Annotated in this window: 10 protein-coding genes; 4 read left to right on the top strand and 6 right to left on the bottom strand. The window is 73.1% G+C overall.

Translation table 11 applies throughout. The annotated features are described in order from the left end of the window. Nucleotides 1–43: 43 nt before the first annotated feature. The 5 genes from ACFZDA_RS05910 to ACFZDA_RS05890 all read right to left on the bottom strand — a co-directional run bounded on the left by ACFZDA_RS05910 (nucleotide 44) and on the right by ACFZDA_RS05890 (nucleotide 6,328). Nucleotides 44–1,729, bottom strand: coding sequence for a trypsin-like peptidase domain-containing protein (locus ACFZDA_RS05910; RefSeq protein ID WP_391075501.1), 1,686 nt, complete (start codon nucleotides 1,727–1,729; stop codon nucleotides 44–46). Next, a complete protein-coding gene (locus ACFZDA_RS05905; RefSeq protein WP_391075500.1) occupies nucleotides 1,726–2,064 on the bottom strand; it encodes a CU044_2847 family protein in 339 nt (112 codons plus the stop codon). The genes ACFZDA_RS05910 and ACFZDA_RS05905 overlap by 4 nt, the downstream gene beginning before the upstream one ends. Nucleotides 2,065–2,146: 82 nt before the next feature. Continuing rightward, nucleotides 2,147–3,487 (bottom strand): carboxyl transferase domain-containing protein, encoded by a 1,341-nt coding sequence (locus ACFZDA_RS05900; RefSeq protein WP_391075497.1) that lies wholly within the window; start codon nucleotides 3,485–3,487, stop codon nucleotides 2,147–2,149. Beyond that, nucleotides 3,480–4,925: an AMP-binding protein gene (locus ACFZDA_RS05895; protein WP_391075495.1), complete on the bottom strand. Its 1,446-nt coding sequence runs from the start codon at nucleotides 4,923–4,925 to the stop codon at nucleotides 3,480–3,482. The genes ACFZDA_RS05900 and ACFZDA_RS05895 overlap by 8 nt, the downstream gene beginning before the upstream one ends. Nucleotides 4,926–4,972: 47 nt before the next feature. Further along, nucleotides 4,973–6,328, bottom strand: a complete 1,356-nt coding sequence (locus ACFZDA_RS05890) for an SLC13 family permease (RefSeq protein ID WP_391075492.1) — start codon at nucleotides 6,326–6,328, stop codon at nucleotides 4,973–4,975. A 196-nt stretch (nucleotides 6,329–6,524) separates the two neighbouring features. On the opposite strand from ACFZDA_RS05890, the gene ACFZDA_RS05885 reads away from it, so the two are divergent. After that, nucleotides 6,525–7,238, top strand: a complete 714-nt coding sequence (locus ACFZDA_RS05885; RefSeq protein WP_391075489.1) for an FCD domain-containing protein — start codon at nucleotides 6,525–6,527, stop codon at nucleotides 7,236–7,238. Here ACFZDA_RS05885 and ACFZDA_RS05880 read toward each other — a convergent pair. After that, nucleotides 7,235–8,326, bottom strand: coding sequence for a MerR family transcriptional regulator (locus tag ACFZDA_RS05880; RefSeq protein WP_391075487.1), 1,092 nt, complete (start codon nucleotides 8,324–8,326; stop codon nucleotides 7,235–7,237). The genes ACFZDA_RS05885 and ACFZDA_RS05880 overlap by 4 nt on opposite strands. Before the next feature lie 147 nt (nucleotides 8,327–8,473). Here ACFZDA_RS05880 and ACFZDA_RS05875 point away from each other — a divergent pair, with 147 nt between their 5' ends. The 3 genes from ACFZDA_RS05875 (at nucleotide 8,474) to ACFZDA_RS05865 (ending at nucleotide 10,983) form a co-directional block, all read left to right on the top strand. Further along, on the top strand, nucleotides 8,474–9,340 hold the full coding sequence (locus tag ACFZDA_RS05875) for a RimK family alpha-L-glutamate ligase (RefSeq protein ID WP_391075485.1): 867 nt from the start codon (nucleotides 8,474–8,476) through the stop codon (nucleotides 9,338–9,340). A gap of 147 nt (nucleotides 9,341–9,487) precedes the next feature. Next, a complete protein-coding gene (locus tag ACFZDA_RS05870; RefSeq protein ID WP_391075482.1) occupies nucleotides 9,488–10,408 on the top strand; it encodes a hypothetical protein in 921 nt (306 codons plus the stop codon). A gap of 101 nt (nucleotides 10,409–10,509) precedes the next feature. Next, a complete protein-coding gene (locus ACFZDA_RS05865) occupies nucleotides 10,510–10,983 on the top strand; it encodes a hypothetical protein (protein ID WP_391075479.1) in 474 nt (157 codons plus the stop codon). Nucleotides 10,984–11,510: the final 527 nt, after the last annotated feature.

The raw sequence follows: 11,510 nt of genomic DNA, 5'->3' as shown, positions 1-11,510 counted from the left end.
GAGCTGGTGGTTCTCGGGTGCGCCGGGCCGGGCCCGCTGCGGTTCAGGCCACCGGGGTCCGGGCGTGGGCGGCGACGGCGTGCGGGTCGGTGAAGACGCGCGGGTCGTCCCACAGCAGCTGGATGCCGCGGGCCCAGTGGTCCTCCTCGGCGTCGGCCTCCTCACGCAGGGCCAGGATCCTGCGCGGGAGTTCGGCGGGCGGTACGGCCTTCAGGCAGGCGTCGAGCGCGTCGAGGAAGGCCTTGCCGGTACAGCCGTCCGCTACGGAGCAGTCCTCCTGCCCCGGACCGCAGCCGTCGCGCGACCAGACGATCACCGGGGCCGGCGCGGTGAGCGAGGTGTCGAAGTGCGGCCGGGTGCGGGAGGCGGCCGGGGCGGTGCCGAATCCGGCAAGGCAGGCGCCGGGCTGCCGCAGCCGCATCCGCAGCCGCCCGGGCTCCTCAGGGCCGCCGCACTCCACGCGGTGCATCCGCGCGCCCGGCAAGGCGTCGAGGCGCTTCCAGGCCCGGGTCAGGACATGCCGGGTGCTGGCCTTGCGCCGGGCGTGGTCGGTGACGACCAGCGGGTAGACGCAGCCGAGCGGGGTGGCGTCGTCGGGTGCGCTCTCCCAGCGGTCGACCGGCCAGTCCAGCCAGTCCCGGGGCAGCGCGAAGGCGACCAACTCGTCGGCGCCGGGCGTCAGATACCGGAAGGCCGCCTCGATACGGTCCTGCACGTAGACGCGCAGCCGGTGCTGCTCGACCGTGCCGGAGTCCACCGGGTGCCGCCGCCCCTCGCTGTACGCGGACACCTCGACCCGGACCAGGCCGTCGCCCGCGCCGCTGTGCCCGAGTTCGACCAGGATGGGCGACCAGTCGGGCGCCGACGGCTCCACGGCCGGGGTGTGCAGCAGGGCCTGAAGCCGGTCGGCGAACCGGGACACCGTCCGCGCCGCCCCCGGGCCGTCGAGTTCGCACAGCACGAACAGGGCCGCCGACCACAGGGAGTCGAATCCCTCCTCGGGCGGCGGCGGATCGAACGGGTCGGCCGCCGCCGTGTAGAGCCGGACCGGGTCGCAGTCCACGCCCGCGCGGGCCGCCTTCTCGACCAGGGCGCGCAGCCGGGCCCGGTCGGCGGTGGTGTGGTCCGAGGTGGGGACCAGGCTCTGGAGTGCCGGCCAGTAGCGGGCCATGACCTGGGTGGGCATCATCCGGCCGGTGCGCACGTCCCGGGTGCCGGTCGCCGCCGTGACCATGCCGACGACCTCGCCGGTGCCGGCCAGGGTGACGGCGGCCCCGCTGAAGCCGGGGGCCAGGGGCTGGCCGCCCGGGTGCCAGGCCTCCAGCTGGAGCCATTCCCCTTTGATCAACTGGGGTGCGGTGACGCGGTACTCGGCGAGGGTGCCCTCGTCGAAGCCGGCCGGGAAGCCGTAGACGACGAGCTTGCGCGGCGTGGTGCCGTGGGCGGCGTCGACCGGGGCCAGCGCGGCCGGGGCGATGGACACCTCCCGGTCGAGGGCCAGCACGGCGAGGTCGCCGAGGTCGGTGTTGGAGCCGGCCCAGCCGCCGTGGACGACCACCCGGGCGGACACGGGTGGGGAGCCGGGCCGCTCCGTGAAGGTCACGGTCAGGCCCTCGCCGTCCCCCACGACGTGGGCGCACGTCAGCACCGTGCCGGGCGCGACCAGGAAGCCGGCTCCGGCCACCCGGCCCCGTAACTCGATCCGGGCGTGCCATTCGGCGCTGTTCATGAGGCGGGGCTGGTCTCCGGACCGGCCGGGGACCAGGTCAGTCTGACCACCAGGTGGCCCTCGGCGGTTCCCTTGGCGATGAAGGCGCCCGTCTCCGCGGACAGTTTGACCCCGAATTCGATCTCCACGCCGTCGGGCTTCAGGGACCCGTCGCGGAACACCCGCAGCGCGGACTCCGCCGCCGAGCGCACCCCCTCCAGGGCGCCCTCGAAGGTGCGGGTCGCCTGGACCGTGCCGTCGCCCCGGGAGACCAGGCGGGAGCCGGACCGCTCCTCCACCGCCTCGACCGCGACCACGGCACCGTCACCGGTCCTGAATTCGACCAACCCGTCCACGGCACCCCCGTCGTCCCACTGCACTGAGCGTTTCCATTGTTACGGAAGGTACTTGATGTTGCGGGAGGCATCCACCGAACTCTCACGGACCCACGGTCCCCCGGATCACCCCCAGCTCCACCAGATCCTGCGGCCGGATGCGGAGCTGGTCCGCCGTCGCCTCCACCTCGCGCGGCGGCCGCTTGAGGATGGCCGCCGCCGGCTCCGGCGCGATCACCGAGAAGTAACTGTCCGGGGTGGCCCAGGTGTTGCCGGGCGCGGCCAGCGCCAGCGCGCCGCCGGAGCCGCCCTCGCCGATCACCAGCGTCGTCACCGGGGTGCGGGCACCGGCCACCGCGCCGAACAGGTCCGCGATCGCGGCGCCCGCGCCCTGCCGCTCCGCCGCCGCGTCGTTGGCGGCGCCCGGGGTGTCCACGAGGGTCAGCACCGGGATGCCCAGCCGGTCCGCGAGGCGTATCAGCCGGGCGGCGGTGCGGTAGCCGGCGGGGCGGGTCGCGGTGCCGGTCTGCGCGGCGTACGCGACCGTACGGCCCTCGTGCGTGCCGAAGCCGCACAGCATGCCGTCGGGGTCGGTGCCGCCGCAGCGGTCGCCGCTGATCGCGACCCGGTCGCCGAAGTAGGCGTCCAAGTAGGCGGCGGCGCGCGGCCGTCGGGGCGAGCGGGCGCGCCGGACGGCGTCCCAGCCGGTGGCGGGCAGGCCCGCGTCGTCGCCGAGCGGTTCGGGCGGCGGGGCCGGCGTGCCGGACGGGCACGTCAGCAGCCGCAGCCACCGGCCCAGCGTCTCGCGCAGCTCCTCCTGCGGTACGACCGCGTCCGCCGCGCCCGCCGCGACCTGCGCCTCGGCCGTGTACGCCGCCGGGTCCGCGTCCGCCGGCCGCACCCGGGAGCCGGCGAAGCCGACCTGGGCCCCGGGCAGCGCGAGGACCACGTCGGCGCCCGCGCCCAGGGTGGCCCAGCCGCCCCCGGTGGTCGGATCGCGCACCACGGCGACCTGCGCGAGACCCGCCTCCCGGGTGAGCGCCGACTGCCGGGCCACACGCTGGAGTTGGGTCAGGGCGAGCATGCCCTCCTGCATCCGGCTGCCGCCGGTGGCGACCAGCGGCACGACCGGGAGGCGGTGCTCCCGGGCGTAGGTGTAGGCCGCCTCCAGCCGGTCGCCGGTGCGTTCGCCGAGGGAGCCGCCGAGGAAGCCGAACTCGAAGGCGATCAGCACGGCCCGGATGCCGCCGACGCGGGCGGTGCCGCAGACGACGGACTCCTGCTCGCCGGTGCGCTCGACGGCACGGGCGCGCAGGGCGTCGTAGCCGGGCCAGCCGAGCGGGCCGTCCGGCTTCGCGTCCCGTATCACCGCCGGGAGTTCCGCGAAGGTCGACTCGTCCGTGACGGCGGCGACGACCGCACGGGCGGAGAGACGCTCAGTCATGGGCCAGCGCCCGCTTCATGATCTTCCCCATGTCGTTGCGGGGCAGGGCGTCGAGGTGGTGGACGACCCGGGGGCGCTTGTGCGGGGCGAGGCGCCCCGCCACGTGATCCGCCAACTCCTCCAGCGACGGCGGGGACTGGGGCTCCGCCGGGACGATCCACGCCACGATCCGCTCGCCCAGGTCGGCGTCCGGCTCCCCGGTGACGGCGGCCTCCCGCACCCCCGGGTGCTCCAGGAGCGCGTTCTCGATCTCCCCCGCCCCGATCTTGTAACCGCCGCTCTTGATCAGGTCGGTGGCCTTGCGGCCGACGATCCGGACGTAGCCGTCGGGGTCGCGCACCGCCATGTCGCCGGTGCGGAACCAGCCGTCGGCGGTGAAGGCGGCGGCGGTGGCGTCGGGCCGGTTCAGGTACTCGGTGAACAGGTTCGGGCCGCGCACCTGGATCTCGCCGACGGTCTCACCGTCGTACGCGGTGACCTGCGAGCCGTCCTCCTCGACCAGCCGCAGCTCCACGCCCGGCAGCGGCACACCGACCGTGCCCGGGCGGGCCTCGCCGTCGGCACGGACGCTGGTGTTCATCAGCGTCTCCGTCATGCCGTACCGCTCGATCACCCGCCGCCCGGTCGCCGTCGCGATCCGCCCGTGGTCGTGCACGGGCAGCGCGGCGGAACCGGACACCAGCAGCCGCGCCCCGGTCAGCGCCTTCACCAGCTCCGGGTCGCCGGTCACCGCCTCCGCGATCCGGTGGTACATCGTCGGCACGCCGAACAGCATGGTCGCCCCGGTGTTCAGCTCGCGGGCGACGCCCTGGGTGCTGAAGCGGCCCAGGTGCCGCAGGGAGCCGCCGCGCCGCAGCGGGCCGAGCGTGCCCAGGACCAGGCCGTGCACATGGAACAGCGGCAGTCCGTGGACGAGGACGTCGTCGCCGGTCCACTGCCACGCGTCGGCCAGCGCGTCCAGGGTCGAGGCGATCGCCCGGCGCGGGATGACGGCACCCTTGGGCGGGCCGGTGGTGCCGGAGGTGTAGACGATCAGGGCCGGGTCGGACTCGTCGGCGCGGTCCTCGGGGACCGGCCCGGTGCCGCGCACGTCGATGTCGAGGCGGGGCAGGTCCCCCACGGGGGCGGGGAGTTGGTCGTCCGGCGCCGTGAGCACCAGGTCGGGCGCGCTGTCGGAGAGGATGTGCCCGAGTTCCTTCTCGCCCGACTTCGGGTTGAGCGGTACGGCGGGGACGCCGGCCAGCAGCGCGGCGACGACGGCGACGGCGGTCTCCATGGTGGGGGTCGCCCACACGGCGACCCGCGTGGCCTCGCCGACGCGGCCCGTGAGCGCCCCGGCCGCGGCGGCGAGCTGCGCGTAGGTGAGGGAGCGCTCGCCGAAACGGAGGGCGGGGCGGTCGGACGGGGCGTCGGCCAGGGCCGGGAAGAGGGGGGTCACGCGTCACATCTCCTTAGCTGTTCACTGTCGGACCGGTCGGCGGCCGGCTATCCCCAGCCGGGCACGACCATCACCAGCCACGCCGCCGCCGGTACGACCGCCACCACGATCCCTCCGTACACCATCAGCTGCCGGAAGAAACGCTCACGGTCGACGTCCGGGGCGGCGGCCAGGACGAGTGCGCCGTTCGTGGAGAACGGGCTCACGTCCACGACGGTCGCCGACACGGCGAGTGCGGCCACCATGCCGATCGCGCCGATCTCACCCCGTTCCAGGAACGGCACGGCCAGGGGGATCAGGGCGCCCATGATGCCGACGGAGGAGGCGAAGGCCGAGACGAGTGCGCCGACGTAGCAGAGCAGGACGGCTGCCAGCAGGGGGATGCCGATGTTTCCTACGCCCTCGCCCGCCCAGGTGATGGTGCCCATCTCGTCGAGGACGCCGATGTAGGTGAGGACACCGCAGATGAGCAGGACGGTGGGCCAGGCGATCTGGCCCGTCGCCTTGCGGCTGTCCTCCGGCCAGGCGGTGCTGAGGACGACGGCGAGGGTGATGGCGGTGAGGCCCGCGTCCAGGTCGAAGACGAGGACGGCGATGACCAGGGCCAGGAGGGAGGTGAGGGTGGCGATGCGGGACGGCGTGAGGCGGGTGGTGTCGGGAGCCGTGGACCGTGTCGGGACGGTGGTGACGGTCGCGGTGCCTCCGGTGGAGGGCTGGGCCGTGCCGGTGCCGCCCGCGGTGCCCTGCGCGTCCGCACCGCCGTCGCGGTCGGCGCCGGGCTCGTCCACCGCCCCCCGCGCCCACAGTTTCAGCCCGCCGCAGACGACGAACACCACGCCCGCGATGACGAGATTCGCCGCGAGCGACGCCAGGAACAGGACGACCTCGTTGCCGGGGAGCTTCTCGCGTTCCACGATGCCGTTGACGATCGAGCCGTAGATGCTGATGGGGGAGAAGCCGCCGGCCTGGGCGCCGTGGACGACCATCGCGCCCATCAGCAGCGGGCTGATCCCGTACCGGGCGGCGAAGCTCAGGGCGATCGGGGCGACGATCGCCACCGCGGCCGGGCTGACCGCGCCGATCGCGGTGAGCGCGCCGGTCAGGGCGAACATCACCCAGGGGATGAGCGCCACCCGCCCCCGCACGAGCCGGACGGCGGCGTGCACCAGCCAGTCGGTGGTGCCGTTGGCGCGGGCGATCGCGAAGAGGTACGTGACGCCGACCAGGACGACGAACAGGTCGCCGGGGAAGCCGGCGAAGATGCCGTCCGCGTCGAGACCGGCGACGAGCCCGCCGACCCCGAAGGCGGCGGCGAAGGCGAGCGCGCCCATGTTGACGGAACGGGTGGTGGCGATGACGAACACCACGACGAGGACGAGGATGGAGATGAGTTCGGGGGACATACGGGCTCCCGTCTTTGGGCCCCGGAGCGGCTGGGAGCACCCAGAAGAGTGGCCGAGTGGCTGAGCCACTTGAGGTGCGTTGGCTGAAAGCGTGGGTGCGGCCCGGGCGCCCGTCAAGGGGGTGGGTAAGAATTGGTTCAGCCACTCGGCCACCGAAGGGTGCCCGGTGTTACGCTCCCGGCGAGAGGGGGACTCCGTGACCGACGCCCTGCGCCCCATGACCAAACAGCGCCTCTACGAACAGGTGCTGGAGCGGCTGCGGCAGTATGTCGCCGAGGGTGGCCTGCGCGCCGGCGACCGGCTGCCGCCCGAGCGCGATCTGGCCCAGCGGCTCGGGGTGAGCCGCGCCTCGGTGAAGCAGGCGATCGTGGTGCTGGAGGTCCAGGGCCTGGTGGAGGCCCGGCACGGGGGCGGCACCTACCTCGTGCGGGACAGCCTCGACACCGAGCCGGTCGAGCGGATGGTGGAACGCCGCCGGCGCCTGCCCGACGTCCTGGAGGCCCGGGAGGCGCTGGAGACGAAGCTCGCCGAACTGGCGGCGGAGCGGCGCTCGGAGGAGGACCTGGCCGCGATGCGCTCGGCGCTCGCGCACATGGCGCAGGAGATCGCGGCGGGCGGTCACGGCGTGGAGGGCGACCGGCTGTTCCACGCGGCCGTGACGGCGGCGGCCCACAGCGCTCTGCTCGCGGAGTTCATGCGCTCCATCACCGAGCAGATCGCCGAGAGCCGCACCGAGTCCCTCCGCCAGCCCGGCCGCCCGTCCCGCTCCCTCTCCCAGCACCAGGCCATCCTCGACGCGATCGCCGCACAGCAGCCCCGTCAGGCGGCCACGGCCATGCGACGGCATGTGCGCACGGTGGCGAAGGTGCGGTTGCTGGACTGGGAGCCGGAGGAGTCCGAGGGGTCCTAGGCCGAGGCCGCGTACTCTCCCCGCTCCACCACGTCCGCCACCACACAGCTGACGTTGTCCGGGCCGCCGGCCTCGTTCGCCGCCGTGACCAGGGCCTGAACCGTCTCGTCGGGGGCGGCGGGCGTGGCGAGGAGCTCGTGGATCCGGTCCTCGGAGACCACGCCGGTCAGGCCGTCGGAGCACAGCAGATAGCGGTCGCCCGGGTGTGCGTCGTGCAGGCGGAGGTCCGGGACCGTGGCGGCCCCGTCGCCCGTCAGGGCCTTCAGGAGGAAGGTCCGCTGGGGGTGGGAGACGGCCTCCTCGGGCGTCAGCCGCCCCTCGTCGATCATCGACTGGACGACCGTGTGGTCGTGGGTGATGAGGAACAGTTCGCCGTCGCGCAGCAGATAGGCGCGGGAGTCGCCGATGTGCACCAGGGCCAGCCGTGAGCCCGTCCACAGCAGGGCGGTCAGGGTCGTGCCGATGTCGTCGGCGCCCTCGGCCACGTCCCGGACGGCCTGGGTCGCGCCCCGCACCGCGTCCTCCAGGAGTTGGAGGACCCCGCCGGCCGGGACCTCGTCGGTGTCCAGGAAGCGCAGTGCCTCCACGGCGGCGCTGCTCGCGGGCGCGCCCGCCGCTCCGAAGCCGTCGGCGACGGCGAGCAGCCGGGTGCCCGCGTACGCGGTGTCCTGGTTGGCCGGACGGACGCGACCGGTGTCCGAGTGGGCGGAGTAACGCAGTTCCAGCATGGCGGTGTCCTTTCCGGACTCATCCGAGTCCGCCGTCAGGTGATCGACCAGGAACGCGGCGAGGTCCCGCCGTACCGCCGTCTGTGCCTCGACACGCGCCCAGTAGGCGCGGATCTCCCGGGCGGCGGCCGTGGAGTCGCGGTCGTGGAGCCGGCACACCTGGCGGATCTCGGCCAGCGGCATGCCCAGCCGCCGCAGCCACGCCACCAGCCGGGCCTGCTCCAGCTGCCCGGCCGCGTAGTACCGGTATCCGGTGTCCGGGTCCACCCGGGCGGGCCGCAGCAGGTCCAGCTCGTCGTACAGGCGCAGCGCCTTGGGCGAGAGCCGGCACGCCTTCGCGAACGCGCCGATCGTCAGCATGTCCCGGTGCACCTCGCCACCTCCCTCCGGTTCCGCCACCGATGCTGGGGTCTCACCGAAGGTGAAGGTCAAGCGGGCTGTTCTGGTTCCGGCAGCGGTTGCTAGCCTGCCGGTCGATCATCCGATCGTACGAAGAGGGAGCCCTTGGTGCCCCGTATCGCACTCGTCACCTACGACTCCGGTCCCGAGCCCAGCAGGGACCAGGACCTTCCCCTGCTGGTACGGGCGCTGAGGGATGCCGGTGCCGAGGCCGTCGCCGTGCCGTGGGACGCCTCCGCCGACTGGGGCGGCTTCGACCTCGCCGTGATCCGGTCGACCTGGGACTACAGCTGGCGGACGAAGGAGTTCGTGGCGTGGGTGGAGCGGTGCGGAGCGCTGACGCGGCTCGCCAACCCGCCCGCGGTCGTGCGGTGGAACACGGACAAGCGGTACCTCGGGGACCTGGCGGCCGCCGACGTGCCCGTCGTCCCCACCCGGTACATCGCGCCCGGCGAGCCCGCCGACCTCCCCGACCACCAGGAGTACGTCGTCAAGCCCACCTCCGGCGCCGGCGCCCGTTTCGCCGCCCGCTACACCCACGACGAGCACGAAACGGCCCTGCGACAGCTCAAGCGGATGCACGCCGAGGGCTTCACGGCGATGGTGCAGCCGTACATGCGCAGCATCGACTCCGCCGGCGAGCGGGCCCTGCAGTTCTTCGGCGGACGCCTGCTGCACGCCAGCCGCAAGGGCGCGGTCCTCGCGCCGGGCACACCGTACGACGCCGACAAGGTGGCCCACCCCGACCTGCGGCCCTGGGAGCCGACCGCCGCCGAACTCGACGTCGCCGAGCGGGCGCTGGCCGCGGTCCCCGGGCAGCCGGAGCTGCTGTACGCGCGTGTGGACCTCGTCACCGGGCCGGGCGGGGAGCCGTGCGTGATGGAGCTGGAGCTGGTCGAGCCGAACCTGTTCCTTTGGCTGCACCCAAAGTCCCTGCCGAGGGTGGTCGAGGCGGTCCTGGCCGCGGCCGGCTGAGCACGATGCGGAATATGTGACCCCCGGCTGTTCCTGGGCTTTTGCGGCAGAACGAAAGAGCCTGGATGCGCACGCTCACCTCAGAGAAGCTCATGGAGCGAAGGGGCGCGAGGAATCGCGCCACGACTCGGGGGAGTGCGTACCACCATGAAGCGAGCGATCAGTTCCGCATGCACGGCCACGGTGATCTTCACGCTGGCCGCGGCCGGCTGCACCACGGACACGGGCGACCGGCCGCACCCTGACACGGCCGCCGCAAGCCCGGCGCGGGAGCTGACCGACGCCGAGCGAGCACTGCTGCGGCGCGCGGAAGAGCTGCTCGTCAAGCAGTGCATGGAGGCAGAGGGCTTCACGTACTGGGCGGCGCCCACAGCAGTCGTCGAGAAGAACAAGGCCTACGCGTACGTATTGGATGACGTCGCGTGGGCGAAGCGCAACGGGTACGGCGGAAAGCTGGAGACGAAGGCCGTGAAGGCCCGGCTCAACGATCCGAATCTCGCGTACCTCGAAAAGCTCCCCGCCCGGGAACGCGCCCGCTACGACAGGACACTCGACGGCGACGAGACAGGCCGGATGCTGTCCGTCGACATGCCCACGGGCGGTACGGTCCGGACGCCCGCCGACAGCTGCCGCGCCACTGCGGCGGAGCGCCTGTACGGCTCCTACGAGACCTGGTTCCGTGTCAAGAAGACCACCGACAGCCTGACGCCGCTGTACGTTCCGGTCCTCAAGCGCGAGAAGCGCTTCGTGACCGCGCTCAAGGCATGGTCGACCTGCATGCGCACGGCAGGTCACACCTATGCGGACCCGCCGGCCGTCCGCGCCGGACTCGAAGAACTCACCGACGGACTGAGCGACGCCGAGGCCCACGCCGTCGAAGTGGAACTGGCCGTGGACGAGGCGACCTGCGCGAAGCGGACGTCACTCGCCGGCACGGCACGTGCGCTGGAAGGCGAGTACCGCGCCGAGAAGCTTCCTCGCCGCTACCGAGAAACCATCGCCACGCGCCGGCTGCTGGAGGCCGCCGCGCTGGACCGGGCCGAGGACATCACCGGCTCGCAGCACTGACGCCACACGCTCTCACACGAGTCGTCGGCGCCGCCGAAAACTCCGCAGCAGCACGTCTGCGGGACATCCACAGCACCGCACACAACAAGGAGTGATGCACCATGCGCAAAATGCTGGCCGCCGCCGCCGCCCTGGGCCTCGCGACGCTCGGAATGCTGGTGCCCGCGGGCACCGCCCAGGCCGCCGTGGGCTGCGCCGACAACTACGACGAGGCGACCAGCGGTTACATGTACGCCTACTGGAACGACCGCTGCGAGGGATACCTCGGCAGGTCGGCCGGCCAGGACGCCGACTGGGGCAACAGCACGGGCGGCTTCCAGGGCAGCGACGACAACCGCGCGACGTCGCTCCTGCACAAGGGCACGTCCGGCCTCGCTGTCGCGTTCTACAGGCTTCCCGGCTTCGACGGCGGACACATCTGCCTCACCAAGTCCGAGCAGTACGCGTCCACCCTCGTCGACGGCGCGGACAACTACGCATTCGACAGGTTCTCCAGCGGATACGTCGCGGACAACAGGATCAGCTCCCACCGGTGGGTGGAGGAGGACGCCTGCGGCGACTCGTTCATGCACTGACCGACCTCGCCCCCCATGGCCCGTCGACCACCCGGCCGACGGGCCATGGGCTCGACCAGGGAGTTCCCGATGCCCCTCGACATCCGGCCCAGATCGGTCTGGGCCCCTTTCGCCGCCACCACCGTGACGGGCGGTGTGCTCATCGCCCGGAAAGCCTGGGCCCGACTTCCACGGTGACTACGGCGCGGCGACTCGTGAACTGATCGATGAGGTGGGAGCCGCGCCGGGACGGTCCGGTCGGGAGTGGTCCCCCTGGAACGGGAACTTCGGGCCCGCCACCATCGCCGCGACGCAGCGGGTCATCGGCACCGCCGCCGACGGCGTCTGGGGGACCGGGTCGAAGCGCGCCCTGCAAGAGCCCCTCAACGCCTGGGAAGGCGCTGCTGGGGCACCGCCACCACCAAGGCCCTCCAGACCGCCCTCAATCAGGGGAGGCTCTGACCCCTCACACCCCCGGCCAGGCCGGAAGTCACGCATCCTGACGAAGTACTGGCCGATATCCCCCACTTGACCCAAAGTCGCACTGT

Source organism: Streptomyces sp. NPDC007991, from assembly GCF_042958445.1.
In the GTDB taxonomy this organism is placed as follows: Bacteria; Actinomycetota; Actinomycetes; order Streptomycetales; family Streptomycetaceae; genus Streptomyces.
The sequence above is the reverse complement of the archived record's forward strand: the minus strand, read 5'-3'. Positions and strand labels throughout refer to the sequence as shown.

What these genes read in the sequence shown, in the direction of transcription:
- ACFZDA_RS05910 (WP_391075501.1), bottom strand. Translation starts at nt 1,729, where the DNA reads ATGAACAGCGCCGAATGGCACGCCCGGATCGAGTTACGGGGCCGGGTG.
- ACFZDA_RS05900 (WP_391075497.1), bottom strand. Translation starts at nt 3,487, where the DNA reads ATGACTGAGCGTCTCTCCGCCCGTGCGGTCGTCGCCGCCGTCACGGAC.
- ACFZDA_RS05890 (WP_391075492.1), bottom strand. Translation starts at nt 6,328, where the DNA reads ATGTCCCCCGAACTCATCTCCATCCTCGTCCTCGTCGTGGTGTTCGTC.
- ACFZDA_RS05880 (WP_391075487.1), bottom strand. Translation starts at nt 8,326, where the DNA reads ATGCTGACGATCGGCGCGTTCGCGAAGGCGTGCCGGCTCTCGCCCAAG.
- ACFZDA_RS05870 (WP_391075482.1), top strand. Translation starts at nt 9,488, where the DNA reads ATGAAGCGAGCGATCAGTTCCGCATGCACGGCCACGGTGATCTTCACG.
- ACFZDA_RS05865 (WP_391075479.1), top strand. Translation starts at nt 10,510, where the DNA reads ATGCGCAAAATGCTGGCCGCCGCCGCCGCCCTGGGCCTCGCGACGCTC.